This is a genomic window from Pseudomonas sp. NPDC089741 (genome assembly GCF_044748825.1).
Lineage (GTDB): Bacteria > Pseudomonadota > Gammaproteobacteria > Pseudomonadales > Pseudomonadaceae > Aquipseudomonas > Aquipseudomonas helmanticensis.
The window spans coordinates 58,395-82,939 of the sequence record NZ_JBIVGT010000010.1 but is presented as its reverse complement, the minus strand read 5'-3'; the positions used below and the strand labels follow the sequence as shown (position 1 = coordinate 82,939).

General features: G+C 59.5%; 27 protein-coding genes. 14 read left to right on the top strand and 13 right to left on the bottom strand.

Annotated elements, in window-relative coordinates:
- Positions 1-65 precede the first annotated feature (65 nt).
- Positions 66-1,097, bottom strand: coding sequence for a LacI family DNA-binding transcriptional regulator (locus ACIPZE_RS12960; RefSeq protein ID WP_283439205.1), 1,032 nt, complete (start codon positions 1,095-1,097; stop codon positions 66-68).
- A gap of 215 nt (positions 1,098-1,312) precedes the next feature.
- Between ACIPZE_RS12960 and ACIPZE_RS12955 the strand changes: the two genes are divergently transcribed.
- Together ACIPZE_RS12955 and ACIPZE_RS12950 are read left to right on the top strand one after the other, a co-directional pair.
- On the top strand, positions 1,313-1,846 hold the full coding sequence (locus ACIPZE_RS12955) for a gluconokinase (protein ID WP_283439204.1): 534 nt from the start codon (positions 1,313-1,315) through the stop codon (positions 1,844-1,846).
- An 82-nt stretch (positions 1,847-1,928) separates the two neighbouring features.
- Entirely contained in the window at positions 1,929-3,281 is a 1,353-nt protein-coding gene (locus tag ACIPZE_RS12950; RefSeq protein ID WP_129395172.1) for a GntP family permease, read from the top strand.
- Positions 3,282-3,458: 177 nt separating this feature from the next.
- Here ACIPZE_RS12950 and alaC read toward each other — a convergent pair whose 3' ends face one another.
- Positions 3,459-4,676 carry an alanine transaminase gene (alaC, locus tag ACIPZE_RS12945; RefSeq protein ID WP_283439203.1) on the bottom strand — a complete coding sequence of 406 codons (1,218 nt, stop codon included), beginning with the start codon at positions 4,674-4,676 and terminating at the stop codon, positions 3,459-3,461.
- Positions 4,677-4,815: 139 nt separating this feature from the next.
- Here alaC and ACIPZE_RS12940 point away from each other — a divergent pair, with 139 nt between their 5' ends.
- The 3 genes from ACIPZE_RS12940 to ACIPZE_RS12930 all read left to right on the top strand — a co-directional run bounded on the left by ACIPZE_RS12940 (position 4,816) and on the right by ACIPZE_RS12930 (position 6,843).
- Entirely contained in the window at positions 4,816-5,478 is a 663-nt protein-coding gene (locus ACIPZE_RS12940; protein WP_283439202.1) for a LysE family translocator, read from the top strand.
- Positions 5,479-5,545: 67 nt separating this feature from the next.
- Positions 5,546-6,043: a GyrI-like domain-containing protein gene (locus ACIPZE_RS12935; RefSeq protein ID WP_129395169.1), complete on the top strand. Its 498-nt coding sequence runs from the start codon at positions 5,546-5,548 to the stop codon at positions 6,041-6,043.
- A 311-nt stretch (positions 6,044-6,354) separates the two neighbouring features.
- Positions 6,355-6,843 (top strand): GNAT family N-acetyltransferase, encoded by a 489-nt coding sequence (locus ACIPZE_RS12930; RefSeq protein ID WP_129395168.1) that lies wholly within the window; start codon positions 6,355-6,357, stop codon positions 6,841-6,843.
- A gap of 136 nt (positions 6,844-6,979) precedes the next feature.
- Here the strand turns inward: ACIPZE_RS12930 and ACIPZE_RS12925 are convergent, their stop codons facing one another.
- Together ACIPZE_RS12925 and ACIPZE_RS12920 are read right to left on the bottom strand one after the other, a co-directional pair.
- A complete protein-coding gene (locus ACIPZE_RS12925) occupies positions 6,980-7,585 on the bottom strand; it encodes a pyridoxamine 5'-phosphate oxidase family protein (protein WP_283439201.1) in 606 nt (201 codons plus the stop codon).
- Between the two features lie 18 nt (positions 7,586-7,603).
- The gene (locus ACIPZE_RS12920) at positions 7,604-8,089 is read right to left on the bottom strand and encodes a GNAT family N-acetyltransferase (RefSeq protein WP_129395166.1); all 486 of its coding nucleotides are present in this window, start codon (positions 8,087-8,089) and stop codon (positions 7,604-7,606) included.
- Positions 8,090-8,229: 140 nt separating this feature from the next.
- On the opposite strand from ACIPZE_RS12920, the gene ACIPZE_RS12915 reads away from it, so the two are divergent.
- The 3 genes from ACIPZE_RS12915 to ACIPZE_RS12905 are packed head-to-tail and all read left to right on the top strand — an operon-like array spanning position 8,230 to position 10,274.
- Complete coding sequence (locus ACIPZE_RS12915) at positions 8,230-8,655, top strand: YybH family protein (RefSeq protein ID WP_400773170.1); 426 nt, start codon at positions 8,230-8,232, stop codon at positions 8,653-8,655.
- Between the two features lie 40 nt (positions 8,656-8,695).
- Positions 8,696-9,040, top strand: coding sequence for a YciI family protein (locus ACIPZE_RS12910; protein ID WP_008081988.1), 345 nt, complete (start codon positions 8,696-8,698; stop codon positions 9,038-9,040).
- The gene (locus tag ACIPZE_RS12905; RefSeq protein WP_400773168.1) at positions 9,033-10,274 is read left to right on the top strand and encodes an RNA polymerase sigma factor; all 1,242 of its coding nucleotides are present in this window, start codon (positions 9,033-9,035) and stop codon (positions 10,272-10,274) included. The genes ACIPZE_RS12910 and ACIPZE_RS12905 overlap by 8 nt, the downstream gene beginning before the upstream one ends.
- A gap of 177 nt (positions 10,275-10,451) precedes the next feature.
- On the opposite strand, the gene ACIPZE_RS12900 is transcribed toward ACIPZE_RS12905, so the two are convergent.
- Positions 10,452-11,177, bottom strand: a complete 726-nt coding sequence (locus ACIPZE_RS12900; protein ID WP_400773166.1) for an SDR family oxidoreductase — start codon at positions 11,175-11,177, stop codon at positions 10,452-10,454.
- Between the two features lie 111 nt (positions 11,178-11,288).
- Between ACIPZE_RS12900 and ACIPZE_RS12895 the strand changes: the two genes are divergently transcribed.
- Complete coding sequence (locus ACIPZE_RS12895) at positions 11,289-12,143, top strand: LysR family transcriptional regulator (RefSeq protein ID WP_400773164.1); 855 nt, start codon at positions 11,289-11,291, stop codon at positions 12,141-12,143.
- 104 nt (positions 12,144-12,247) lie between these two features.
- On the opposite strand, the gene ACIPZE_RS12890 is transcribed toward ACIPZE_RS12895, so the two are convergent.
- The gene (locus tag ACIPZE_RS12890) at positions 12,248-13,102 is read right to left on the bottom strand and encodes a LysR family transcriptional regulator (RefSeq protein WP_129395161.1); all 855 of its coding nucleotides are present in this window, start codon (positions 13,100-13,102) and stop codon (positions 12,248-12,250) included.
- 88 nt (positions 13,103-13,190) lie between these two features.
- Here ACIPZE_RS12890 and ACIPZE_RS12885 point away from each other — a divergent pair, with 88 nt between their 5' ends.
- Positions 13,191-13,628, top strand: a complete 438-nt coding sequence (locus ACIPZE_RS12885; RefSeq protein ID WP_283439196.1) for a multidrug/biocide efflux PACE transporter — start codon at positions 13,191-13,193, stop codon at positions 13,626-13,628.
- Between the two features lie 109 nt (positions 13,629-13,737).
- Here the strand turns inward: ACIPZE_RS12885 and ACIPZE_RS12880 are convergent, their stop codons facing one another.
- Positions 13,738-14,496, bottom strand: coding sequence for an SDR family NAD(P)-dependent oxidoreductase (locus ACIPZE_RS12880; protein ID WP_400773161.1), 759 nt, complete (start codon positions 14,494-14,496; stop codon positions 13,738-13,740).
- A gap of 122 nt (positions 14,497-14,618) precedes the next feature.
- Between ACIPZE_RS12880 and ACIPZE_RS12875 the strand changes: the two genes are divergently transcribed.
- Positions 14,619-15,515 (top strand): LysR family transcriptional regulator, encoded by an 897-nt coding sequence (locus ACIPZE_RS12875; protein ID WP_129395158.1) that lies wholly within the window; start codon positions 14,619-14,621, stop codon positions 15,513-15,515.
- Positions 15,516-15,622: 107 nt separating this feature from the next.
- Here ACIPZE_RS12875 and ACIPZE_RS12870 read toward each other — a convergent pair whose 3' ends face one another.
- Both ACIPZE_RS12870 and ACIPZE_RS12865 read right to left on the bottom strand, forming a co-directional pair.
- Positions 15,623-17,236, bottom strand: a complete 1,614-nt coding sequence (locus ACIPZE_RS12870; RefSeq protein WP_400773159.1) for an inorganic phosphate transporter — start codon at positions 17,234-17,236, stop codon at positions 15,623-15,625.
- 201 nt (positions 17,237-17,437) lie between these two features.
- Positions 17,438-18,460 carry a transporter gene (locus ACIPZE_RS12865; RefSeq protein WP_400773157.1) on the bottom strand — a complete coding sequence of 341 codons (1,023 nt, stop codon included), beginning with the start codon at positions 18,458-18,460 and terminating at the stop codon, positions 17,438-17,440.
- A gap of 278 nt (positions 18,461-18,738) precedes the next feature.
- Here ACIPZE_RS12865 and ACIPZE_RS12860 point away from each other — a divergent pair, with 278 nt between their 5' ends.
- Positions 18,739-20,361 carry a methyl-accepting chemotaxis protein gene (locus ACIPZE_RS12860; RefSeq protein WP_400773155.1) on the top strand — a complete coding sequence of 541 codons (1,623 nt, stop codon included), beginning with the start codon at positions 18,739-18,741 and terminating at the stop codon, positions 20,359-20,361.
- Positions 20,362-20,471: 110 nt separating this feature from the next.
- Entirely contained in the window at positions 20,472-20,918 is a 447-nt protein-coding gene (locus tag ACIPZE_RS12855; RefSeq protein WP_283439194.1) for a hypothetical protein, read from the top strand.
- Positions 20,919-21,220: 302 nt separating this feature from the next.
- Here the strand turns inward: ACIPZE_RS12855 and ACIPZE_RS12850 are convergent, their stop codons facing one another.
- Together ACIPZE_RS12850 and ACIPZE_RS12845 are read right to left on the bottom strand one after the other, a co-directional pair.
- Positions 21,221-21,526, bottom strand: a complete 306-nt coding sequence (locus ACIPZE_RS12850) for a PepSY domain-containing protein (protein ID WP_007963131.1) — start codon at positions 21,524-21,526, stop codon at positions 21,221-21,223.
- 162 nt (positions 21,527-21,688) lie between these two features.
- A complete protein-coding gene (locus ACIPZE_RS12845) occupies positions 21,689-22,816 on the bottom strand; it encodes a glycerophosphodiester phosphodiesterase (RefSeq protein ID WP_400773153.1) in 1,128 nt (375 codons plus the stop codon).
- 220 nt (positions 22,817-23,036) lie between these two features.
- Here ACIPZE_RS12845 and ACIPZE_RS12840 point away from each other — a divergent pair, with 220 nt between their 5' ends.
- Positions 23,037-23,363, top strand: a complete 327-nt coding sequence (locus ACIPZE_RS12840) for a DUF2025 family protein (RefSeq protein ID WP_129395151.1) — start codon at positions 23,037-23,039, stop codon at positions 23,361-23,363.
- A gap of 125 nt (positions 23,364-23,488) precedes the next feature.
- On the opposite strand, the gene ACIPZE_RS12835 is transcribed toward ACIPZE_RS12840, so the two are convergent.
- Together ACIPZE_RS12835 and ACIPZE_RS12830 are read right to left on the bottom strand one after the other, a co-directional pair.
- Positions 23,489-23,794, bottom strand: coding sequence for an antibiotic biosynthesis monooxygenase (locus tag ACIPZE_RS12835; protein ID WP_283439192.1), 306 nt, complete (start codon positions 23,792-23,794; stop codon positions 23,489-23,491).
- Positions 23,794-24,492: a CTP synthase gene (locus ACIPZE_RS12830; protein ID WP_283439191.1), complete on the bottom strand. Its 699-nt coding sequence runs from the start codon at positions 24,490-24,492 to the stop codon at positions 23,794-23,796. Before ACIPZE_RS12830 ends, ACIPZE_RS12835 begins: the two co-directional genes overlap by 1 nt.
- Positions 24,493-24,545: the final 53 nt, after the last annotated feature.

Sequence of the window (24,545 nt, the reverse complement as noted above, 5' to 3'; positions counted from 1 at the left end):
CCGAACGCGGAGCGTCCGTTGAGGCATTCCCACGCAGAGCGTGGGAACGATCGGATTGCGAAGCGTCACGTACTTTCGCGGATCTTCAGTTCAAAGCCCATGTCTTCAACCGGCCGCGCCACGCTGTTACCGGCCATCAGCGTCAGCATCTGCTCCGCCGCCCGCCGGCCAATCGCCTCGCGCGGGGTGTTGATGCTGCTCAGGCGCGGCACCATGTGCTCGGACATCGGCAAGTCGTTGAAACCGAGAATCGCCACCTGCTCGGGAATTTTGATGCCGTGGCGCAACGCTTCGAGCAGCGCACCCTGCGCCAGGTCGTCGTTACCGAAGAAGATCGCATCGACATCCGGATGCGCCGCCAGCAGTTGCAAAAACAACTCGCCACCCAAGCCAACGGACGACGAACGCGGCGTCAGCACTTCCAGATCCGGGTCATAACGCTCGGCCTTCTGCAGCGCTTTGCGGAAACCTTCACCGCGCAGCAAAGTACGTTGATCGAGTTGCGCGCCGATATACGCCAGGCGCTTGCGTCCACGCGAGAGCAAATGCTCGGCCGCCGTTTCACCGGCACTGAGCTGCGAGAAGCCAACGCAATTCACCCCGGCGGCGCTGTCCAGTTCCATCATGTACACGCAGGGAATGTTGCTGGCCTCGATCATCCGCCGCGAACTTTCGGTGCGGTCAAACCCGGTCAGCAACAAGCCGCGCGGCTGATAAGCCATGTAGTTGCGCAGCAGGTTTTCTTCTTCGTCACGCGAATAGTGGAAGTTGCCGATCAGCACTTCAAAACCCTTGGGCGTCAGCACGCGATGAATGGCTTCCAGCGTATCGATGAACAACAGGTTCGACAGCGAAGGCACTAACACCACAACCGAATGGCTCTGCGCCGAGGCTAAAGCGCGAGCGGCAGGGTTGACCACGTAGTTGAGTTCACTGGCGGCTTTCTGCACTTTTTCCACCAGTTCGGTGGCCACGGTGCTGACGCCACGCAAGGCGCGGGAGGCGGTAATCGGACTGACACCGGCCAGGCGGGCAACTTCATTGAGGGTGGGACGGCCGGTGGTGCGGGTATTTTTATCGTTTTTAGGGGTGGTCATCGACGGCTTGCCAAACAAAAATCAAGGCACTAAGGTAGCGCTGTCCTGATGCAGCTGTAAATGCGTAAGCGAGGTCCTGCCTGATCTTCGCTTTTTGGCGTTGGGCGCAAACCTGCTGCAACCCAAAAAAACGACAAGAAGGCGTCGGCAACTTCTGCCTGTGCACTAGAGTCATAGCTAGCAAAGGTAGCGCTGTCTGCGCGCTGAGGTGTTATATGAGTCATCCCATCACCGCCCTGGTCATCATGGGCGTTGCCGGTTGCGGCAAGACGTGCGTCAGCGAGGCCCTGTGCCAATTGAGCGGCGCCACTGCCATTGAAGGCGATACTTTCCATCCGGCCGCGAACATCGAAAAGATGAGCGCGGGGATCCCCCTGAACGACGACGACCGTGCCGGCTGGCTCGACAGCCTGTGCGTTGAACTGCGTCGTGTCGATGCACTGGGCGAACGCCCGGTGCTGACCTGCTCGGCGCTTAAACACAGTTATCGCGAAGTGTTGCGCAGTGCCTTGCCGGGCCTGGGTTTCGTGTTTCTTGAATTGACCCCTGAAGTCGCCGCTGAACGTGTCTCCCATCGTCCGGGCCACTTCATGCCGGCCACGTTGATCGAAAGCCAGTTCGCCACCCTCGAATCGCCCAAGGGCGAGCCGCTGACGTTGGCGTTGAATGCCTCGATTCACAGTGTTGAAGAACTGGCGTCCCAGGCTCACGTCTGGTGGCAGGCCCACGGTCTGAAACAGGCGGTATGAGTGTGTTGAAAGAGCTAGCGCGGTCCTCACGACTTCTGTTTAACCCGCTTTAATAACAACAACAATCCAGGAGACACCCCCAATGTTTGGCATGTCCCACGACGCCTTCCTGCTGCTCGATGCAGTGGTCACGGTAATCGGCCTGATTATCCTGATTACCAAATTCAAGATTCACCCGTTCATCTCCCTGACCATCGCCGCCGCGTTCCTCGGTCTGACCTCGGGCATGCCGATCGGCACCATCATCAAGGCGTTCCAGGACGGCTTCGGTGGTGTGCTTGGCTTTGTCGGCATCATCCTCGCGCTGGGCACCATGCTCGGCAAGATGATGGCCGAATCGGGCGGGGCCGATCAGATCGCCCAGACCCTGATCCGTGCGTTCGGTAAGGAAAGAGTGCAGTGGGCGATGATGTTCGCTGCGTTCCTGGTGGGCATTCCGCTGTTCTTCGAAATCGGCTTTGTATTGCTGATTCCGCTGGTGTTCATCGTTGCGCGCCGCACCGGCGTGTCTATCATCAAGATCGGTATCCCGCTGCTCGCCGGTCTCTCCGCCGTGCACGGCCTGGTGCCGCCGCACCCTGGCCCGCTGCTGGCCATCGGCGTGTTTGGCGCGGACATCGGCAAGACCATTCTCTACGGTCTGATCGTTGCGCTACCGACCGCCATCATTGCCGGGCCGATCTTCGGTACGTTCATCGCCAAGCACATTCCGGGTCATCCCAATCAGGAACTGGTCGATCAACTGGCCCGTGAAACCGATTCGAGCAAACTGCCGAGCTTCAGCATCACCCTGATCACCGTGCTGTTGCCGGTGTTCCTGATGCTGCTGAAAACCTTCGCTGACGTCGCGCTGCCGGACGGGCACTTCTTCCGCACGTGGATGGACATGATCGGTCACCCGATCTCGGCGCTGCTGCTGGCATTGCTGCTGTCGCTGTACACCTTCGGGCACAAGCAGGGCATCGGTTCGCAGCAGATCCTCAAGTGGCTCGACGCGAGTCTGGCGCCAACCGCCGCGATCATCCTGATCATCGGTGCCGGCGGTGGCTTCAAGCAGATGCTGGTCACCAGCGGTGTGGGCGACGTGATCGGCCACATGGCCGTGAGTGCGCAGATCTCGCCGATCCTGCTGGCGTGGCTGGTGGCGGCGGTGATTCGTATCGCGACCGGTTCGGCAACGGTCGCGACCATCACTGGCGCGGGCATTGTGGTGCCGGTGGTTGGGATGATCCCGGGTGTTAACCGTGAGCTGCTGGTGCTGGCTACCGGCGCCGGTTCGTTGATTCTGTCGCACGTCAATGACGCTGGTTTCTGGCTGGTGAAGCAATACTTCAACATGACCGTGGCCGAGACGTTCAAGACCTGGACGGCGATGGAAACCATCCTGTCGGTGGTTGCGCTGGGCTTTATCCTGCTGCTGTCGCTGTTCGTTTAAACAGCGTCTTGCAGGCACAAAAAAACCGCAGCGATGCGGTTTTTTTGTGGGTGGATCGTTCCCACGCTCTGCGTGGGAATGCATCCCGGGACGCTCTGCGTCCCAAAGCGGACGCAGAGCGTCCATTGCGGCATTCCCACGCAGAGCGTGGGAACGATCAGGCAGTGGGGATAGGCGTCAGGCAGAGGTTTTCGGGGCCAGGCCATCGGCCCGGAACATGCCGCGAATGCCGCGCACCGCCTGACGAATGCGATCCTGGTTTTCGATCAGCGCAAAGCGCACGTGATCGTCGCCATACTCACCAAAACCGACGCCCGGCGAGACGCAGACCTTGGCCTCGGCCAGCAGTTTCTTGGCGAACTCCAGCGACCCCAGATGCGCATACGCCTCGGGAATCTTCGCCCAGACATACATCGAAGCCTTCGGGTTCTCGACCATCCAGCCCAGTTCATGCAGGCCTTTGACCAACACATTACGACGCTGGCGATACTGCTCGGCAATGTCGCGCACGCACTGTTGATCGCCTTCCAGCGCGGCAATTGCCGCCACTTGCAGCGGAGTGAAAGTGCCGTAGTCGTGGTAGCTCTTGATCCGCGCGAGGGCGTTGACCAGTTCCGGATTACCGACCATGAAACCGATGCGCCAGCCGGCCATGTTGTAGCTCTTGGACAGGGTGAAAAACTCCACCGCGATGTCCTTGGCGCCCGGCACTTGCATGATCGACGGGGCTTTCCAGCCGTCGTAGACGATGTCGGCGTAAGCCAGATCGTGAATCACCAGCACGTCGTATTGCTTGGCGAGGGCGATCACTCGTTCGAAGAAATCCAGTTCCACGCACTGCGCAGTCGGGTTCGACGGGAAGCCGAGGATCATCATTTTCGGTTTCGGAATCGAGCCGCGAATCGCCCGTTCCAGCTCATCGAAGAAGTCCACGCCCGGCACCAACGGCACCGAACGCACCTGCGCGCCGGCAATCACCGCACCGTAGATGTGAATCGGATAGCTCGGGTTCGGCACCAGCACGGTATCGCCCTGATCGAGGGTCGCCAGCATCAAATGCGCCAGGCCTTCCTTGGAACCGATGGTGACAATGGCTTCGCTTTCCGGGTCGATATCGACCGCGTAGCGATCCTTGTACCAGTTGGAAATCGCCCGGCGCAGGCGCGGAATGCCCTTGGACGTCGAGTAACCGTGGGTGTCTTCGCGTTGCGCAACCTGTACGAGTTTTTCGACAATGTGCGGCGGCGTGGCCCCGTCGGGGTTGCCCATGCTCAAGTCGATGATGTCTTCACCACGACGACGCGCGGCCATCTTCAGCTCGGCGGTGATGTTGAAAACGTAAGGGGGGAGTCGATCTATGCGCGCAAAGCGGCGCGGCGAACCTTGTTCAGCCATTGTTGCCTCGGATAACGTAAGCGCCCGGAACCGTCCGAGCGACGCTGGTCACTGCGGTGACCTGTGGCGGAAGATAAGGGCAGTGATGGCATACTGTCCAGCGCGTTTTTCAAACATATTTTCCCAAGGAAATCGGTAGATGGAATTCACCAGCGGCTTCTTGCTGAGCCTTTCGCTGTGCCTGGATATCGGCGTCGCCAACATCGCAATGATCACATTGGCGATGCAGCGCGGTTACTTTCAGGGCTTCGCGCTGGGCCTCGGCACCTGTGTCGGCGACCTGATTTATGCGGTGCTGGCGCTGGCCGGAATGACCGTGTTGCTGCAATACGAAAGCGTGCGCTGGGTGCTGTGGATCGGTGGTTCGGCGCTGCTGATCTACTTCGCGGCGAAGATGATTTACTCGGCGATTCACCACGAGGCGCAGTTGGCGGCCACGGCGGAAGTAGGGCAGAACTCCCATCGCAAGGAGTTCTTCCGGGGGATTTTCCTCGCCATGTCGTCGCCGAGCGCGATTCTTTGGTTCGCTGCGGTAGGCGGTACGTTGATCGCCCGTTCCGGCGGTGGTGGGCCGCTCAGTTCGGCACTGTTCCTCGGCGGTTTCCTGTGCGCCGGACTGCTGTGGTCGGCCGGTTTGTGCTTCGCCGCCAGCCACGGTGGCAAGCTGCTGGGCGACAAACTGTTGCGCTATTCCTACATGGCATCTGCGGCGATCTTCTGCTATTTCGCGGTGTACGTGATCGTATCTGGTTATAACGAGTTCGTCGGTTCAGGTGCCGTCGAGCAGTTGCACGCGCTGTAAACGTGCGAATTGGATTGGGCTTTCTATACTCCCAGCCGAACCCCTTTTTTGTGCCAGGAGTCGAGTCATGGATGAGCAAACACGCGTCGAAGTGGCTGAACCTCGCTTCGAACATGGACACTTCCTGCTGATTGCAGGTTTTCGTGGTCGATTTACCCAAGACACCGCAAAGGACATCCCGGCGCTGTGGGAAAAATTCTTGCCGCACCTGGGGAAGATACAGGGGCAAAAGAACGAAGTGACTTACGGCGTCTGCAGTAATTTCGACGGCAAGGGTGGCTTCGATTACATCGCCGGGGTGGAAATCAGCAAGCTCGATGACCTCGATCAGAAGGTCTACCAGTGGGTCGAAGTGCTGCCTCGCCAGTACGCGGTGTTTGAACATAAAGGGCCGCTCGATCAATTGCCGCAAACCCTGCAATACATCTACAAGACCTGGTTGCCGACCTCCCACTACGTGGAACTCAACGCCCCGGAGCTGGAGCGTTACAGCGCCGATTTCAATCCGCGGCTGCACACCGGCAAACTGGAAATCTGCGTGCCGGTCGATACCAGACAAGCCTGAGCAGACAACAATGAGGCGGATCAATGATCCGCCTCATGCTTTCAGCGCTGTTTGCGCCGCGTGCGCAGCAAATCCACAGCCAGCGTGATAAAGCCGAAAGTACTGATGCCCAACACCATCAACAGACCAATCTGAACGCTGCTCATTAGTTGTTTCCCCCACGGGTGATCAGAGACAGCTCACAGCAATAGCCGCCCGCGAACCCGAAGAAAAGCGCTTATACACAGGCTTTACGCAGCCCGTGCGCATCGATATGCCGCGCTTATTCCTTTATCCTTTCGGCACTTTCTTCTGCTGATTTGCGAGCTGCCATGAACACCATCATCCGCAACGTCACTGCCGCCGATCTGGATCGTTGCTACGCCATCGAAACCGTTGCCTACGAAGGCGACGAAGCGGCCACCCACGAGAAAATCGCCAAGCGTATTGCCACATGGCCGGAAGGTTTTATCGTTGCTGAGGTGGACGGCGTGGTCGCCGGTTTCGTCAATTCCGGTGCGGCGTTTGACGTGCAGATGTCGGACGAGGCGTTCAAGGAGCTGATCGGCCACGATCCGAAAGGGCCGAACGTGGTGATCATGTCGGTGGTGGTGCATCCGGATTATCAGGGGCAGGGTTTGGCGAAGCGCTTGATGGCCGAGTTCATCGAGCGTATGCGCGGGATGGATAAAGCGACGATTCATTTGATGTGCAAAGAAATACACATCCCGCTGTACGCCGGGTTTGGCTTCGCCTACATCAAACCGTCGGAGTCCGATCACGGCGGCATGGCGTGGCACGAGATGATCCTGACTCTCTGATTCAACCCCGATGCTGATCGTTCCCACGCTCTGCGTGGGAACGCCTCCTGTGACGCTCTGCGTCGCGACTTTGGGACGCAGAGCGTCCCCGGCTGCATTCCCACGCAGAGCGTGGGAACGATCATTTACGGGGGTATCAGTAGAGGGTGTCGCTAACTCGTTTGGGGGCTTCACGGTCGTAAGTGTCGGCATCGAACTCGCCGTCGTTCAGACGTTTGTGGAAGGCGCCGGCACTTGGCAATGCCGAGCGTGGCAGGTGCGTTTCAGGATTCCACGCATCGGAGCGGACGAAGGCTTTCGAGCAATGAAAGAACGCCGCTTCCACCGTCACCAGCAACACCGTTTTCGCTGGTTTGCCATTCACCGCAAAACTCTCCAGCAACACCGGCTCATCGCTGATCGTCGCCGTACCGTTGACCCGCAACGTCTCGCCAATCCCCGGAATGATGAACAACAACGACACCCGCGAATCCTGCAGCACATTGCGCAAGGTATCGATGCGGTTGTTGCCCGGGCGATCCGGCAGGGCCAAGGTGTTTTGATCAATGATCCGCACAAAACCCGGCGCATCCCCGCGCGGCGAATTGTCCAGGCCATCGGCGCCCACCGAGCTGACGATCACCAGCGGCGAAACCCGCACCATCGCCTGATAGTCCTCGTTGAGAAAACCGATCTGCTTGCGCACCGCGCGGTCATGGGGCAGTCCGTAAATCGCTTCCAGCGCTTCGATTGAGTCGATCATCCTTGCTCTCCCGCTGATTTAGAAAAACAGGCCCATGCGTCGTTCGTAACCGATCCGGCCCTTGTACGCTTCGCCGCTGTCGACGTAGCCATGTTTGGCGTACAGCGCGATGGCCGCGTCGTTATCGGCATCCACCGACAATTCCAGCCCCTTGATCTCCGGCCACGCCTGCCGCGCAACCTCGGGCAGCGCTTGCAGACATGCCTTGCCATATCCCTTGCCTTGCGCGCGTCGATCGACCTGCAATGCATGCAAAGTGGCGCTGTGTTCATCGGCCCAGGCTGGCAACACTGGCGGGCGCTTGAGCAGCAGAAACGCCACCGGCACTTCATCCGCCAGCAGCGCAAAACCCTTTACACCGGGGCCGGGTTTCGACAGCAGCGTGTGCAAGGCGCCGTGGATATCGCCGGAAAACTTGATCTGTTCGGCATGGATTTCAATCGCCTCGACTTGCTCACGCTGCAAGGTGTTAAGGCTGTCGTACGGCACGAGTTGCGCTGACACGGGAATTTCCTTTTTCCTACAAGGTAAGTCGCCGATTCTAGCGATTTTGTTCTTCGTGGAATTTTTTTGTTTCGTCTGTCGATCTGCCCGTTTGGCGAACGACTAAGGGTGTCTTCACAACAAAAACCACGGAGAACATCATGAGCGCACACACTGAAATCCAGACCCTGATCAACACCTACCGCGAAGCCGTGATGAAAAAGGACGTGGAGAAAGTCATGGCGCTTTACGCCGACGACATCGTCTCCTTCGACGCGATCAAGGCCCTGCAATTCAAGGGCAAAACCGCCTACCGCGAACACTGGGTGGCGTGCATGGAAATGTGCCCCGGCCCGCACATTTTCGAGTTCCACGAAATCGCCATCGAAAGCGCCGACAACATCGCCTTCGCCCACTGGGTGGCCAACTGCGGCGGCACCAATGACAAGGGCGAAACCCAGAGCTGCTGGATGCGCGTCACCGCCTGCTATCGGCAGGTCGGCGGGGCGTGGAAAATCGCTCATGAACACTGGTCGGCGCCGTTCGATCCGATGAGCGGCGCGACCCTGTTCGATGTAACTCCCTGATCTTCAGCCATAGTTGATCCGTCCGATTCAGGAGAACGCCATGAAGTATTTATGCTTGGTCTACAGCGATGAGCGCCTGCTGCATTCGTCGCCCGACAGTCCGGAAGACGCCGAATGCTGGGCCTACGCCGAGTCGATTCAGGGCAGCGGGCGGATGGTTGCCGCCGAAGCATTGGAGTCGGTGCAGACCGCTACCACGGTGCGGATGCGCAACGGCAAACTGTCGATCACCGATGGCCCATTCGCCGAAACCAAGGAGCAACTGGCCGGTTTCTACCTGATCGACGCCAAGGACCTCAACGAAGCGATTCAGGTCGCCGGCAACATTCCGGCGGCGCGGGTCGGCAGCGTCGAAGTACGCCCGGTGCGACAGCTGAATGTCTGAGGTCAGGGCGCGGGTCGAACAGGTCTATCGCGAAGACTCGCGGCGGATTCTGGCGACACTGATTCGCCTGCTGGGGGATTTCGACCTCGCCGAAGAAGCCTTGCACGAGGCGTTCTTCATCGCGGTCGAGCGCTGGCAGCGCGACGGCGTGCCGGACAATCCGCGCACCTGGCTGGTCTCGACCGGGCGCTTCAAGGCGATTGATGTGTTGCGCCGCCGCGCCCGGTTCAAGGCTTCGCAGCCGTTGCTGTTGGCGCAACTGGAAGAACTGGAACAGGCCGACTGGAGTGGCGAGGATGTGGAAGACGATCGCCTGCGACTGATCTTCACCTGTTGTCACCCAGCGTTGGCGGCGGATGCGCAAGTGCCGCTGACGTTGCGTGAGGTCTGCGACCTGACCACCGAGGAAATCGCTCGCGCCTTTCTCTCTGCTCCGGCGGCGATAGCCCAGCGCATCGTCCGGGCGAAGGCCAAGATTCGTGACGCGAAGATTCCTTATCAAGTACCGAGCCTGAGCGAATTGCCCGAGCGCCTCGACAGCGTGTTGCGGGTCATTTATCTGGTGTTCAACGAAGGCTATTCGGCGTCGGTTGGCGCGGAGTTGACTCGTGAGGATCTGACGCGTGAGGCGATCAGGTTGGGGCGCTTGTTGATGGAGTTGCTGCCGGAGCCGGAGGTCATGGGGCTGCTGGCGATGATGCTGTTGCATGAGTCGCGACGCTCGGCGCGCACCTCGCCGGACGGCGAATTGGTTCTGTTGGATGATCAGGATCGCTCATTGTGGGATAGCGAGTTGATCGCCGAAGGTTGCGCGCTGGTCGAGCGCGCGCTGACCACGCGGCGGTTTGGGCCTTATTGTTTGCAGGCGGCGATTGCGGCGGTGCATGCCGAGGCGCCGTCGGCGGCAGAAACCGATTGGGAGCAGATCGTTGGCTTGTATGACGTGCTGTTGCGCGCGGTGCCTTCGCCGGTGATCGAGTTGAACAGGGCGGTGGCGGTGGCCAAGCGGGATGGCGCGGTGGCGGGGTTGGCGTTGATTGAAGGGATTCTGGAGCGCGGTGAGTTGCAGGATTACCACCTGGCGCATTCGGCGCGGGCGGAGTTTTGTCGGCAGTTGGGGCGGGTGGAAGAGGCGCGGGAGGCGTATTTGCGGGCGCTTGAATTGACGCGGCAGGAGCCGGAGCGGCGGTTTATTGAAGGGCGGCTTTTGGCGTTGAAATTGCCCTCACCCTAGCCCTCTCCCGGAGGGAGAGGGGACTGAATGGGGGATGCTGTAGAAGTACACCGACTTGAAAAATCAACGGTGAATCCATAATCAACTCGATATTTCAGGTCGATGTAAACCGCAAGACACTGCGGTCGGCCCCCTCTCCCTCCGGGAGAGGGCTGGGGTGAGGGTAGGCTTTTGACTTCAGGCCTGCTGGCGGGTCGCGGCCATCACAATCTCGCGAATGCACACCCCCTGCGGCTGCCCATACGCATACTCAATCGCCGTCGCCACATCTTCGGCACTCAACACCGTGCCGCCCATGTCCTGCTTCCACGCCTGATACCCGGTCTTGATCGCCTCGTCTGTGGTGTGGCTCAACAATTCAGTCTCCACCGCACCCGGCGCAATCGTCGTCACGCGTACGTTATGCGGCGCCAGTTCCTCGCGCAGATTCTCCGACAAACCATGCACGGCAAACTTGGTGCCGACATACGCGACATGGTTGGGGAAGGTCTTGCGCCCGGCCACCGAACTGACGTTGATGATCGTCCCGCGTTTGCGCTCGATCATCCCGGCCACCACCGCGTGCACGCCGTTGAGCAAACCCTTCACATTGACGTCGAGCATCCGGTCCCACTGCGCCGGATCCTGCTCGCTTATCGCGCCGAGCAGCATTAGGCCAGCGTTGTTGATCAACGCATCGGCCGGGCCGAATTGCGCTTCGGCTTCTGCCACGGCGGCGAGCAAAGTGGCGCGATCAGTAATGTCGACTTCACGGCTTAGAGTATTCGGCAACTCCAGCGCTTCCAGGCGTTCAATGCGCCGCGCCAGCAACAACAATGGGTGACCGGCCGCGCTCAAACGACGGGCGGTGGCTGCGCCGATGCCCGAACTGGCACCGGTGATGATGATCAATGGCTTGCTCATGGAGGAACTCCTGAAATAAGAATTTCAAATGACTGAACGATGAACGCAGTATATTTAGCTCGATCAAGGCTGAAAAATGCCTTATTCCTCTGTCAGCTATCGGAATCTCCTATGGATATCCGCCATCTCAAAGCCTTCCTCGCCGTATTCGAGGAGCGCAACATCACCGCGGCGGCGCAGCGACTGTTCATCAGCCAGCCGACGTTGTCGGTGACGATCAAACAGCTTGAAGAAGAGTTGGGCGCGACGTTGTTCGTACGTCTGCCGCGCGGTGTCGAGGTCAGCGATGAAGCGCGGTTGCTGTATCCGCAAGCGCGGCGGATGGTTGCCGAGTCGGAGGCGTTGAGCCGGATGTTTCGCGGACGCGAAAACCGTCTGCCGCTGACGCTGGGCATCGAGGGTGATATTGCCGCCAGTCACATCGAGGCCTTTGTGCGCATGGCGCATCTGGCGCTGCCGAATCTGTTGCTGATGCTGGAGGAGGGCTGTCACGGCGAGGGTCGCTTGGCGGTTGAGGAGCTGTGCTGCGAGGACGAATTGTTCCTGCCGCTGTGGGAAGAATCCTATGTGATGGCGCTGCCGGCGAATCATCCGATGGCGGCGGTGCAAGCGAATTGGGCGCCGATCGAGGATTGGATTACCTGTCCGCAGCATCCGTCGCATCAGCGCTTGATGGCGTTGTACGGGCGCTCGCCGGAAGCGGTGGCGGGGCATGCCGGCTCGTTGCAACAGGCGTTGCACATGGTCGCGGCGGGTGTTGGTGTGGCGATGTTGCCGCAGTCATTGGTGAGCGGGCATGCGCGGGTAGTGGTGCGTGCGTTGCACTTGCCTGCGCCGACCCGGCGGGTGGGCTTGTGTTATGCGGCGCAGGCGCTGGAGATGCCGGCGATGCGTGGGTTGCATGAGTATTTTTTGCAAAAATCGACCGGTGGTGATCGAAGCGGCTTGATGGGGTGTCTGGGCTGACGCCTTCGCGAGCAAGCCCACTCCCACAGTGTCCGAATCGCACACAAAATCAATAAACACCTCGGTATTTGTGGGAGCTGGCTTGCCAGCGATTGGCAGCGCCGCTATTCCAGCATCTTGCTCAACAGCCAGCTCCCCGCCGGCCCCGGCGGATACAGCCGCGACCACAAGGCATCGACAAACACCGGTTTCGGCCAGCCTCGCACCTTCAATTCCACCAGCAAATCATTGCCAAACCGCTGGGCCAGCCAGCGCGGCAGCGGCGCCCAGCCAAAACCTTTCTCGGCCATTTCCAGCAGCATCAGATAACTCGGCGCCGACCACACCCGGCCTTTGCCGCGACTGTCATACGGATTGACGATGGTCGCCAGGCGCAACTCGCGATGCTGTTCCAGGATGTGCTGATCAACGTGCTCAAGCTTGGCCAGCGCATGGTCGCGATTGACGAACAAGGCGATTTCCGTGCGCTCGGCCACCGTCGACGTCACCAGATCCGGCGGGTAGTTCTCTTGCATTTCGGCGAAGGCCAGATGCGCGCGGCCGCGCTGGACCAGTTCGATCAGGTCTTCACATTCGGCAATCAAACACTCCAGTTCCAGATCCGGGTAACGCTGCTCGAAACCCGCCAATGCCGCTTCGAATCGGTACGACTGATAGGTATCGGAAATCGCCACCGTCAGCTTCGGCTCGACGCCTTGCGACAGTTGCCGCGCCGTCATTTCCAATCGACTGCTGGCCGCCAGAATCGCTTCGGCGCGTTGCAGCATCACATGACCCGCCGGCGTCAGCGTCGGTTTGCGGCTGCTGCGATCGAACAGCACCAGGTCCAGATCAATCTCCATGCTTGCCACCGCCGCGCTGATGGTCGACTGACTGCGCCCGAGTTTACGCGCCGCCGCCGAAAAAGAACCTTGCGTGGCCGCCTGGACAAATGCCAACAGCACTTCTTGCGAGATCATCAACTATCGCCTTGATCGATGGTTATTGATTATGAAGTATCGGTTTGAGGATAGATCATGGCAACCATCTTCACTAAGGAGTCAGACCATGACTACCAATAAGTCCATCACTGAACGTATTTTCCAGGCCGTTGGTTTCGAACTGCTGGCCATTCTGATCTGCACGCCGTTGCTGGCGTGGTTAATGAAAAAACCGATGCTTGAAATGGGCGCTGTGACAGTGTTGATCGCGCTGCTGGCGCTGGGCTGGAACGTGGTGTTCAACCGTTACTTCGACCGCATGCTTGCCCGCATGAATATCGCCCATAGCGCTTGGGTGCGCGTGCTGCACGCCTTGCTGTTCGAAGGTGGTTTGATCGTGATGGGCGTGCCGCTGATTGCTTGGTGGTTGTCGGTCAGCCTGTGGCAGGCGTTTTTGCTCGACATCGGCGTGCTGCTGTTCTTCCTGCCGTACACCTATGTTTATCACTGGGGCTACGACGTGCTGCGCGAACGCTTCATGACCCGCAACGTCTGCCAGAACTGACCCCCTGTAGGAGCTGCCGCAGGCTGCGGTCTTTTGATTTTGTTTTTAAAGACAAGATCAAAAGATCGCAGCCTTCGGCAGCTCCTACAGGGGTAGGTTTTCATTGACGTTAGAGGAACATGCCGCCGGAGGCTTCGATGCGTTGGCCGTTGATCCATTGCGCACCCGGTGACAGCAACAGTGCCAATGCCCCGCCAATGTCATCCGGCTGACCGGCGCGGCCCAGCGCGGTGTTGTCGGCGACCATCGCATTCACCGCCGCATTGTCGCGCACGGTACCGCCACCGAAGTCGGTTTCAATCGCGCCGGGCGCCAGGGTATTCACGGCAATCTGCCGTGCGCCGAGCTCTTTCGCCTGATAGCGGGTCAGGACTTCAATCGCGCCTTTCATCGCCGCGTAAGCACTGGCGCCCGGGATGGTGAAGCGGGCGAGGCCGCTGGAGATGTTGATGATCCGCCCGCCATCGTTGATCAGCGGCAGCAACTGCTGAGTCAGGAAGAACGGCCCTTTGAAATGCACGTTCATCAGCATGTCGAATTGCTCAACGCTGGTTTCCGCGAAGCTCACATGCAGTCCGACCCCGGCGTTGTTGATCAGGAAATCAAAACGCTGACGTTCGAAGATTTGCTGTAACGCCTGTTCAACCCGAGTACCGAAATCGGCAAAGCTTTCGCTGCGGCCAACGTCCAGTTGCAGCATCACTGCTTTGGCGCCGAGTTTTTCCAGCTCCAGGACCAGCGCCTGCGCTTCATCGGCGCGGCTGTGGTAAGTACCGATGATGTCGACGCCTTGGGCGGCGAGGTGCAGGGCGGCTTTTTTGCCGAGGCCACGACTGGCGCCGGTGATCAATGCGATTTTGCGGTTCATGGGACTTCCTCGATTGCGGTAAGTGGTGGTGATGGAACTCAGTTTATTTATCCGCCGGGAGGTGATAAACAGGCTGAAATCGGAATCACTGATCGGCTCAGTCGAACAATCAAAGGCCTGCCATGAACAAACTGGAACTGCTGCGCACCTTCGTCCGTGTCAGCGAACTGTCGAGTTTCACTCTCGCCGGGGAAAATCTCGGCTTGCCGCGCTCGACCGTGTCCGAGCATGTGCAGGCGCTGGAAGCATTGCTCGGCACGCGTCTGCTGCAACGCACCACGCGTAAGGTGCAGGCGACGCAGGATGGTCTGGTGTTGTACGAGCGCAGCAAGGACCTGCTCTCGCACATGGACGAGATCGAAGGTTTGTTCCGCCAGGACGAGGCGTCGCTGACCGGGCGCATTCGGGTCGACCTGCCGAACATTCTCGCGCGGCGCCTGGTGATGCCGAGCCTGCCGCAGTTCATGGATCGCCACCCGAACCTGGAACTGGAAATCAGCAGCACTGACCGCCGCGTCGATCTGCTCAGCGAAGGTTTCGATTGTGTGGTGCGCATTGGCGCGCAGCCGGATCAATCGGTGGTCGCGCGGCACCTCGGCGATTTCCCGATGGTCAATTGCGCGAGCCCTGCGTACCTCGCGCGCTATGGCGTGCCGCAGACGCTGGAGGATTTGGCGCAGCATCGGCTGGTGCATTACGTCGGCGTATTGGGTTCGCGTTCGGAAGGGTTTGTGTACGAGGAGGGTGGTCAGGTGAAACGCTTGCCGATGGCTGGCAGCGTGACGGTCAACAGCACTGACGCTTATGAGTCGGCGTGTCTGGGTGGATTTGGTCTGACGCAGGTGCCACGCACCGGCATGCAGCCGCATCTGGACAACGGCGAACTGGTGACGGTGTTGCCACAGTTCACGGCGCCGGCGATGGGCATTTCATTGCTCTATGCCAGGCAGCGACATTTACCTCTACGAGTACGGGTATTCATGGACTGGCTCGGCGATCTGATTCGCTGCGCGCTCTAACCAATACCCCACATCCAACTGTAGGAGCTGCCGCAGGCTGCGATCTTTTGATCTTTAAAAACAGGATCAAAAGATCGCAGCCTGCGGCAGCTCCTACATAGGAATCATCAGAAGATTTGGGTGAACAGCCAGTAGAGGCTGCCTGACAACAGGATCGCCGCCGGCAGCGTCAGCACCCACGCCATCAGCAGATTGCGGATGGTCTTCATCTGCAAACCACCGCCGTTGGCGACCATGGTCCCGGCCACGCCGGACGACAACACATGCGTGGTCGACACCGGCAAACCGAACATGTCCGCCGCACCAATGGTCAGCATCGCCACGGTTTCCGCCGAGGCTCCTTGCGCATACGTCAGATGAGTCTTGCCGATCTTCTCGCCGACCGTCACCACAATCCGCTTCCAGCCAACCATGGTGCCCAGCCCCAGCGCGATGGCCACGGCGATCTTCACCCACAGCGGAATGAACCGCGTGGCGTTGTCGATCTGTTGCTTGAACAGTTGCAGCTTACCGCTGGTGTCGGCGTCGAAATTGCCGACCTTGTTCTTGTCCATCAGGCGAATGCTTTCGCTGGCCAGGTACATGTCGTTACGCACGTTGCCCATGGCCTCCGCCGGAACTTTCGCCAGCGAGCCGTAGCCTTTGACCTCTTCACCAATGTGCCCGGTGAGGGCGGCGAGGGCCGGGATCAGTTGCGGCGTGGCTTCCTTGCTGCGCACGTAATCGGAGAGCACTGCACGCGGATCGGCTGGCGTCGGCAGCGGCGCACTTTTCACCAGCGCTTGCTGGGTGACTTGCGCCACGGCGGCGAATTGCAGCGATTGTTCTTCCGGCATGGTGCGGTTCAGCGCGTAGGCCATCGGCAGTGTGCCGACCAGAATCAGCATGATCAGGCCCATGCCGTTCTGCCCGTCATTGGAGCCGTGAGCGAAGGACACGCCGGTGCACGTGGCGATCAGCAAACCGCGAATCCACCATGGCGGCGGCGCGTTGCCTTCCGGTGCTTTATACAACGAGCGGTTCTTCACGAACGCACGCAGCGCCAGCAGCAACAGCGCCGCACAACCGAAACCCACCAGCGGCGACAGCAGCAACGCGTAACCGATCTTGGTCGCCTGCGCCCAGTCGACACCGCTGGTGCCGTCGCGGCCGTGCATCAAGGCATTGGCCACACCGACGCCGATGATCGAGCCGATCAGCGTGTGTGACGACGAGGCTGGCAAACCCAGCCACCAGGTGCCGAGGTTCCACAGGATCGCCGCGATCAACAGGGCGAAGATCATCGCGAAACCGGCAGACGAACCGACTTGCAGAATCAGCTCCACCGGCAGCAAAGCGATGATGCCGAACGCTACTGCGCCGCTCGACAGCAGCACGCCGAGAAAGTTGAAAAAGCCCGACCAGACCACCGCGACATTCGGTGGCAGCGAGTGGGTGTAGATCACCGTGGCGACGGCATTGGCGGTGTCGTGGAAACCGTTGACGAACTCAAAGCCCAGCGCAATCAACAGCGCCACGCCGAGCAGCAGAAACGGCGTCCAGGTGGTCACCACCGTGCCGAGTTCGTGCATGTCGTGCATCAGGCTGTAGGCGGTGAAGAGCATCCCCATCGCCAGCACGGCGAAAAAGATCACGTAGGTGAACGGGCCGGTTTTCTTGTCGAGGGCCGGCCTGCCGCTGGCGGCGGACGCGGGGCTGGCGGTCAGGGAGGGAGTAGCCATGAGCGGACAATCCTGAGCGAGGGAAGGAGTGTCGCCCATGATCATTGCAGAATGTTACAGAGAGACTGCGCCATGTCAGTGTTTGGCTGAATAGCCTGACCGTTGATCTGGAGGCAAAATCAAAAGATCGCAGCCTTCGGCAGCTCCTACAGGGGGAACTCATTCCAAGGTAGGAGCTGCCGAAGGCTGCGATCTTTGCTCTTAGTAATCCCCGCGCTTGCGAAACGCCCAACGCCCGGCAATCACGGTAAACGTCGCCACCAGCGCGACCAGTATCCAGAACCCTTCCGGGTCCTGCGACAACGGCACGCCGCCCACATTCATCCCGAAAAAACCGGCAATGATGTTGATCGGCAACGCCAGCACCGTCACCACGGTCAGGGTGAACAGCGTGCGGTTGCTCTGTTCGTTAAGGTTGGCGGCGATCTCCTCCTGCAACAACTTGATCCGCTCGCCGAGGGCGGTGAGGTCGTTGATGATCAGCGCAAACTCCTCGGTGGATTTGCGCAGCTCCTTGACGTCCTCCTTCTGTAACCACGGCGGCGGGCGATTGAGCAGGCGCAGTAACGAACCCGGCTCCAGCGCCAGCAGCCGTTGCAAGCGCACCAGCACCCGGCGGTTGGCACCGAGTTCGGCGCGGTTGGTCGACAGCCGCGAGGACAGCAATTGATCCTCGACCTGATCAACGCTGAGGCTGGTCTTGCGCACGATCTGCGTGAGCACTTCACCTTGATCACGCAGCAGGTGCACGAGCAGTTCCGAGGGTGAACGAAAGCGCTCGCCGGCCTTCACCGACGAGCGCAATTTGTCCACCGAGTGCAGCGGTTGCAGGCGCGCGCTGACGATCAGTTTACTGCGCACACAGACCCACAGCGTCGACACGTCTGAGGAGACCATGCTGCTGAGGTTGAACACCACGTCGTTGACCACCGCCAGCAACGCCGAGTCGACATGTTCGATGCGCGTCGAACGCGAGCCTTCGTGCAGCGCTTCGAAAAATTCTTCGGGCAATTGCAGATGACTTTTCATCCAGCGCTCGCACGCAGCGTGAGCGAGGTTGAGGTGCAGCCAGAGGAATTCGCCGCTGCCGTTGTCGTCCTGCAAACAGCGCAACGCCGTCGCCGAATCGACTTCGCGGCCGCGCTCGCCGGGCAGAAAACGAAAGCCGTAGAGCAAGCCAAACAGGTCAGGATCGCGATGACTGATATCAAGGCTGTGGTTCATGGAGGCTCGCTGCGAAGAGGGTGCGCCGGGCGCGCAAATGGCAGGTTCACTGAGCCGCATCTTCGCAATGTCACATGACGTTTGTGTGACAGCAAAATGACGTCAAAACAAAGCGTTACCGGCGGTCGGAGAGACTCTCAAGAAGCGCTCTGGCGCGCCGATCACAGGTGAGTTAGGTTGCGCGCCATTGGCCTTGAGCCTAGGTTCGCTGACAGGGAAGTCCGGCCACTTTTCACGCTCGTTTCGGGCGTGCCTCATCCCTGTCCTGAGTACCTGCGATGCTGCAAAAATCCCTGAGAGCGCAAATTCTCGCCCTGCTGAGCGGCAGTCTGTTGGCGATGCTGTTGATCGCGCTGGCCTGTTTTCATTTCCTCTCCAACGGCGTGCAAAGCTACAGCCAGTTGATCGCCGGCCCGTTGCACACTTCGCAATTGATCGATGAGGCCAACCTGCAATTCAAGGTGCAGGTGCAGGAATGGAAAAACGTTCTGCTGCGCGGCAAGCAACCGGCGGACCTGGCCAAGTACTGGAGCCAGTTCGAAGACCGTCAGCGTGATGTGCAGAATATCCTCGGTGAACTGGCCAGCCAGAAAGGCATCGAGCCGAGCCTTAAATCGCGCATCGAACGCCTGCGTGATGAGCATCGTCAACTGGGTAGCGCTTATCAGAAGGGCCGCGATGCCTATGTGGCTGCCGGGGGCGATCCGAGTGCAGGTGATAACGCGGTCAAAGGTGTTGATCGTGCCACCAGCGATCAGATGAGTGAACTGGTCAGTGAATTGCGCAAACAGGGTAACGATCAGTCTTTGCTGATCAGTGCCGAGGCCGACCGCACGGTGCTGTTCGGTTTGCTGGTGATGCTCGCCTCGGGCTTGCTGATCGGTCTGCTGAGCCTGTGGCTGGTCAATCGCAATCTGGTCGATCCTATCCGCAAACTTATCGATTACGTGACCCAGTTGAGTCGCGGCAAACTCGCTGAACGTGTGGTCAGCGACCGTCAGGATGAGCTGGGCAACCTCGCCGCAGCCGCCAACACCCTGCGCGATTTCCTCGCCGACACCTTCACCCGTCTGCAGCGCAGCGCCAGTGATCTGGACAGTGCCAGCGGCGAGTTGAATGCGATTGCCACGACCATGGCCGGCGGCACCAACGAGCAGTTCAACCGCACCGATCAGGTGGCCACGGCAATGAACGAAATGTCCGCCACGGCCCAGGAAGTGGCGCGTCACGCCGCCGATGCCGCGCGTGCTGCGGACGATGCCGACCAGTCTGCCCAGCAGGGTGAAAAGGTCATGCAGAGCACCATCCACTCAATCACGCAGATGCGTGGCGAGATTGCCAACACTGCCACGGTCATCCGTCGTCTGGAAGCCGACAGCGGGCGTATCGGTAAGGTGCTGGAAGTGATTCGCGGGATTGCCGAGCAGACCAACCTGTTGGCGCTCAACGCGGCGATCGAAGCGGCGCGTGCCGGTGAAGCCGGGCGTGGTTTTGCAGTGGTCGCTGATGAAGTGCGCAACCTCGCCCAGCGCACTGCCGAGTCGATCATCGAGATCAATCAGATCATTCAGAGCGTGCAGACCGGTGCGGTGGATGCCGCGCAAGCCATCGACAGCGGCCAGACGCGTAGCGATGAAAGTGTCGAGCAGGTGACTCAGGCCGGCGCGATGCTGGAGCGCATTACTCACGCGGTGGAGGCGATTCGCGACATGAACCGTCAGATCGCGACCGCAGCCGAAGAGCAGACGTCGGTGGCCGAGGATATCTCGCGCAACCTCACCGAGATCACGTCGATCGCCAGCACCAACCTCGACAACGTGCAGCGCACCGAAAGTGCCAGCCAGAATCTGCATGGTTTGTCTGGGCAACTGAATGAGGTCACCGCGCGCCTGAGCGCCTGACGCAAGTCGACGTGTACCGGTTCGGATACCGAGTCGGTACACAGTCGATCTCAAATTGACGCGGCCATGGTCGATGACCGGTTATTCATAACCGGCATTGGAGCACTCCCATGGTCAGCATCACCTCTGTTTCGATCAACCAGACTGTCACCGCACCTACCAGCAAAACCTCGATCACCGACGTCGGCGACGACACCTCGACCGGTGCAGCCAGCAGCACTGGCGCGACCGCTGACACCGGCAAAGTCGCGGCGGGTGGCGGTGCGGCCCCGGCGGGTGACAGCAGTTCCAGCAGCAGTGAAGAATCGGATTCGGTGAAAGAACTGCGCAAGCAGATTGCCGAACTGCAAAAGCAATTGCAGGAGGAGCAGCAAGCGTTGCAAGCGGCGCAGGCGAAGCAGGAAAGTTCTGATGCCAAAACTGCTGAAGTCGCCGCAGCGCAAGCGCAGATCACCGCCACCTCGGCCTCCCTGTCCACCGCCACAGCTTCATTGTTGCAGGCGTTGCAGGACTCCGACTCGAGCACTTCGGGTTCGTTGGTCAGCACCTCGGTGTGATGCCTTTTCTCCTCACCGTAGCCCTCTCCCAAGGGAGAGGGAACTGACCGCGGTGACTATTCGAGCTACGCTGACCTGAAATATCGAGGGGCACTCAGGTCCTTGGTGTTTCCTTGTCGGCTGCAAGATTGCGAGTCGAACTCAGGTTTTGAATAGCCCCGATCTGCACCCTTTCCCCCTCGCCCCATTGGGGGAGAGGGCTGGGGTGAGGGGGAGAAAATCTCACTGACAACACATCAAAAAAGCCGAACACAAAAAAGCCGCACGATTTCTCAATCGTGCGGCTGTCCATATTCGCGGTATCAGGTGTCTTGCTTGTTGCTCAGCACTTTGCCGGTGGTCGCATCAAAGTCCACATCGAACTCTTTGCCATCAGCGGTTTTCAGTTCAACTTCATACTCGTAACCGTTGAAGTGGTTATCCAGGTCGGTGTCGGTGATGGTCGCGCCCGGGTGCAGTTTCAGCGCTTCGGCGTTCATCGATTCCAGCGACTTGATCTTGCCTTCCTTGACCAGTTGCGGAATCTGGTCGACGCGGACATCGGCTTGAGCCAGGCCAGCGGTGAGGGTCAGGGCAGCGGCGGTAAACAGGGCAGTCAAGGTTTTCATCGGTTCAATCCTTTAGGTGATTCGTTTAAGTGGCCTCAGGTTAACCGGCGCAACTTAACTCATCCTTAAAACCCCTTACTCAAACAAAACGGGCATGCCATGCACCTGCACAAAACGTGTGGGAGCGTGGCTTGCCCGCGATGAAGGCGCCTCGATTTCAGATCAGAAACCGTTGTTCTTCAACACCTGATCGACACTGGCAGCCGCTGGGCGTTTGTAGAATTTCAACAGTTCGCTGGCACGGTTGGTGAAGATGCCATCGACGCCTGCGGCCATGACTTTCTCGAAGTCCACCAGCTCGTCAACGGTGTAGACGTGCACCAGCATGCCCTGATCGTGGGTGTATTTATTCATCCACGATTGCACCAGATCCGAATAGCTCTGATCGCCGCCGTGCGTCAGCTTCGCCGAAGGGCCGGTGCCGATTGCACCCTGGGCCTTGGCGTAGTCGATCCATTGCTTGAACTCAGCTTCGGACTTCGGCTCCTGCTTACCGTAGAAAACGTTTTTGTCCTTCTCGCCGGATTCGGCAAAGGTCACTTTCGACTTCGGCTCGATGCTGCCTTCACCGACCCACAGCAGGAGGATTTTCGGCACTTGCGGCATTTCCTTTTGCAGCAGTTCGAGGCTGTTCTTCTCGAACGTCTGCAGGATCACTTTGCCTTTGCCCTGGCCAACGCCCAGTGCGCTTTTCGCCAGTTTCGAGCCGGCCGGGCTCAGCCAGCCGCGATCCTGCAATTTCTCCTTGAGGTCTTTCTCGATCCCCGGGAACAGTTGCGGCTCTTTGGTCTCGATGTACAGGCCCGGCTTGTGTTGCGGGTTGGCCTGGGCGATGTCGATGATTTCATCGAGGGTGAGGATTTTCAGCCCGGCGTAGGTCGGGCGGGCACGATCCGGGTAAGCCGTGTTGTACCAACTGCCGGCATCGAGGGTTTTCAGCTCGGCCATGGTGAAGGCATTGGCCGGGCTGTCCTTGCGATCCGGGAACTTGGTCGCGACGTCGGTGGTGCGTTGCAGGTTGTTGTCGTGGAGGGCGAACAGCACGCCGTCCTTGCTGCGCTGCAAGTCCATTTCCAGGTAATCGGCACCGAGATCACGGGCCAGTTTGTACGACGCAGCGGTAGATTCCGGTGCATCGAAGGAAGCGCCACGGTGGGCGATCACCGCCGGGTGCGGGATGCCATGCGCTGCGGCCACAGCGTCGGGATCGCTGTGAGTGGCAGCGTGCGCCTGACCGAGGCCGAGCAACAGGCTCAGCATGAGGGCGCTTTTGGTGAAAGTGGCGGACATGTTCGAGATCCTTTCGCAGGGTTTTTCAAAGACGTACCTTTTAACAACTGAATCGATTGCGTGCTATCGCAGGACCGACATAAACGTATTAAAAGGGTTTTTTCCTGCACTTTTGTGGCGCGGTTTGCAGTACGCTTGCTCTCGGCAGACGTCCCGGCAGAGGGCGCGCCGTACAGTTGCCCTGCGTGTAAACCATCGATCATTTTTCGTGAGGTTTACCATGCGCATCACCTCCCAACTCATCTGCCAGGCGGCCGACGACCTCAAAGGCTTTGTCGGCCTCAACCGCAAGACCGGTCAGTACATCGTGCGATTCAGTGAAGATTCGTTTGGTATGGACGTGGCCGATGACGGCATTATTCCCACCAGTGAATTCGTCTGGGCGCCGACGACCGAGCAAACCATGACGCTTAAACGCGAGTTGATTCAGCTGCTGCTGGATCAGCACATCGATGAGCGGATCAACATCAGCGAGCCGTTGCGGGTGTACATGAGCAAGGTTGAAGTGCCGGAGATTGTTGCGGTGCGCAGTCTGGTGCGCGGCTGAAGTTTTGCTGTGAGGGTGAGGGCCTCTTCGCGAGCAGGCTCGCTCCCACATGGGAACAGTGGTGTTCACAAATCCCCTGTGGGAGCGAGCCTGCTCGCGAAAGCGGCCGTCAATGCGCCGCCATTTTATTGCCCGAACCGATACTCGCGTTCGACTTTGCACACCCGCGTATGAAACGCCGAATACCACTGCGCCCGCCCACGCTGCTGAATCAAGCGATGCTCGGGATGTTGCCGCCACGCCAGAATCGCCGCTTCGCTTTGCCAATATGACACGGTAATTCCGACGCCATCCGCCCCGCGAACCGACTCCACGCCCAGGAACCCCGGTTGCTCACTCACCAACGCGGCCATGCGCTCAGCCGTCTCGGCGTAACCGTTGTCGCCTTCGGTTCGGGTCGAAGTGAAAATCACTGCAAAGCAAGAAGTCATCAGCTTCGCACCGCGCAAGCTTCGACAAACGCCCGAACAAGTGGCGGGATCTGTCCCTTCAGCGCGGCACGTTCCGGTTGAAACAACGTGGCGACAAAAAATGGATGATCCTTGAGTTCGATCGCGCGTAAATCCCCCGCTGAATCATGACCCACCGCCTGTAGCCGATCCCTCAACAGTTCCTGTGCGAACAGCGGATTCACCCCGAAGCGGCAGCGATAGCCTTCACTGATTTGCGAAGTTTCGTACGCCTTGGCGATGATCGAACCGGGCAACAGATGAATGCTGTCTACGGCCTCGACCAGCGAACAGCTCAAGGGCGTCAGCACCGCGCGCTCGGACTCGGGCGAAGTCTCGCCATGCTCGGCATCGCTCCAGCCCAGCACGTTGCGGGAATACTCCAGTACCGCATGCTGAAAACCGCCGCAGGTGCCGAGGAAAGGGCGCTGTTGTTCGCGGGCAAAACGAATCGCGCGCAGAGCACCGTCTTCACTGTTGTAGGGGCTGGCCGGTACGCACCAGAAACCATCGAAGTGCTCGAGTGACGTATCGGCGTGGATCTGCTCGGTGGGCAGCCATTCGAACTGCACGGTCTGGCCGAGGTGTTCGGCGATCAGGCCAAGAGCCAGCGGAATGGCTTGATGAGCAGTGACCTGCGGGTCGTAATCGCCGATCAGGGCGATGGAAATGGCGTCCATGGAATTTCCTTTTCTACATCGGTGAGTTGAAACGTACCTGTGGCGAGGGAGCA

What these genes read in the sequence shown, in the direction of transcription:
- ACIPZE_RS12910 (WP_008081988.1), top strand. Translation starts at nt 8,696, where the DNA reads ATGAAGTATTTATGCTTGGTCTACAGCGATGAGCGCCTGCTGCATTCG.
- ACIPZE_RS12870 (WP_400773159.1), bottom strand. Translation starts at nt 17,236, where the DNA reads ATGGCTACTCCCTCCCTGACCGCCAGCCCCGCGTCCGCCGCCAGCGGC.
- ACIPZE_RS12890 (WP_129395161.1), bottom strand. Translation starts at nt 13,102, where the DNA reads ATGATCTCGCAAGAAGTGCTGTTGGCATTTGTCCAGGCGGCCACGCAA.
- ACIPZE_RS12885 (WP_283439196.1), top strand. Translation starts at nt 13,191, where the DNA reads ATGACTACCAATAAGTCCATCACTGAACGTATTTTCCAGGCCGTTGGT.
- ACIPZE_RS12845 (WP_400773153.1), bottom strand. Translation starts at nt 22,816, where the DNA reads ATGTCCGCCACTTTCACCAAAAGCGCCCTCATGCTGAGCCTGTTGCTC.
- ACIPZE_RS12900 (WP_400773166.1), bottom strand. Translation starts at nt 11,177, where the DNA reads ATGAGCAAGCCATTGATCATCATCACCGGTGCCAGTTCGGGCATCGGC.
- ACIPZE_RS12905 (WP_400773168.1), top strand. Translation starts at nt 9,033, where the DNA reads ATGTCTGAGGTCAGGGCGCGGGTCGAACAGGTCTATCGCGAAGACTCG.
- ACIPZE_RS12915 (WP_400773170.1), top strand. Translation starts at nt 8,230, where the DNA reads ATGAGCGCACACACTGAAATCCAGACCCTGATCAACACCTACCGCGAA.
- ACIPZE_RS12830 (WP_283439191.1), bottom strand. Translation starts at nt 24,492, where the DNA reads ATGGACGCCATTTCCATCGCCCTGATCGGCGATTACGACCCGCAGGTC.
- ACIPZE_RS12865 (WP_400773157.1), bottom strand. Translation starts at nt 18,460, where the DNA reads ATGAACCACAGCCTTGATATCAGTCATCGCGATCCTGACCTGTTTGGC.
- alaC (WP_283439203.1), bottom strand. Translation starts at nt 4,676, where the DNA reads ATGGCTGAACAAGGTTCGCCGCGCCGCTTTGCGCGCATAGATCGACTC.
- ACIPZE_RS12835 (WP_283439192.1), bottom strand. Translation starts at nt 23,794, where the DNA reads ATGACTTCTTGCTTTGCAGTGATTTTCACTTCGACCCGAACCGAAGGC.
- ACIPZE_RS12880 (WP_400773161.1), bottom strand. Translation starts at nt 14,496, where the DNA reads ATGAACCGCAAAATCGCATTGATCACCGGCGCCAGTCGTGGCCTCGGC.
- ACIPZE_RS12850 (WP_007963131.1), bottom strand. Translation starts at nt 21,526, where the DNA reads ATGAAAACCTTGACTGCCCTGTTTACCGCCGCTGCCCTGACCCTCACC.
- ACIPZE_RS12875 (WP_129395158.1), top strand. Translation starts at nt 14,619, where the DNA reads ATGAACAAACTGGAACTGCTGCGCACCTTCGTCCGTGTCAGCGAACTG.
- ACIPZE_RS12930 (WP_129395168.1), top strand. Translation starts at nt 6,355, where the DNA reads ATGAACACCATCATCCGCAACGTCACTGCCGCCGATCTGGATCGTTGC.
- ACIPZE_RS12935 (WP_129395169.1), top strand. Translation starts at nt 5,546, where the DNA reads ATGGATGAGCAAACACGCGTCGAAGTGGCTGAACCTCGCTTCGAACAT.
- ACIPZE_RS12950 (WP_129395172.1), top strand. Translation starts at nt 1,929, where the DNA reads ATGTTTGGCATGTCCCACGACGCCTTCCTGCTGCTCGATGCAGTGGTC.
- ACIPZE_RS12860 (WP_400773155.1), top strand. Translation starts at nt 18,739, where the DNA reads ATGCTGCAAAAATCCCTGAGAGCGCAAATTCTCGCCCTGCTGAGCGGC.
- ACIPZE_RS12855 (WP_283439194.1), top strand. Translation starts at nt 20,472, where the DNA reads ATGGTCAGCATCACCTCTGTTTCGATCAACCAGACTGTCACCGCACCT.
- ACIPZE_RS12840 (WP_129395151.1), top strand. Translation starts at nt 23,037, where the DNA reads ATGCGCATCACCTCCCAACTCATCTGCCAGGCGGCCGACGACCTCAAA.
- ACIPZE_RS12895 (WP_400773164.1), top strand. Translation starts at nt 11,289, where the DNA reads ATGGATATCCGCCATCTCAAAGCCTTCCTCGCCGTATTCGAGGAGCGC.
- ACIPZE_RS12955 (WP_283439204.1), top strand. Translation starts at nt 1,313, where the DNA reads ATGAGTCATCCCATCACCGCCCTGGTCATCATGGGCGTTGCCGGTTGC.
- ACIPZE_RS12925 (WP_283439201.1), bottom strand. Translation starts at nt 7,585, where the DNA reads ATGATCGACTCAATCGAAGCGCTGGAAGCGATTTACGGACTGCCCCAT.
- ACIPZE_RS12960 (WP_283439205.1), bottom strand. Translation starts at nt 1,097, where the DNA reads ATGACCACCCCTAAAAACGATAAAAATACCCGCACCACCGGCCGTCCC.
- ACIPZE_RS12940 (WP_283439202.1), top strand. Translation starts at nt 4,816, where the DNA reads ATGGAATTCACCAGCGGCTTCTTGCTGAGCCTTTCGCTGTGCCTGGAT.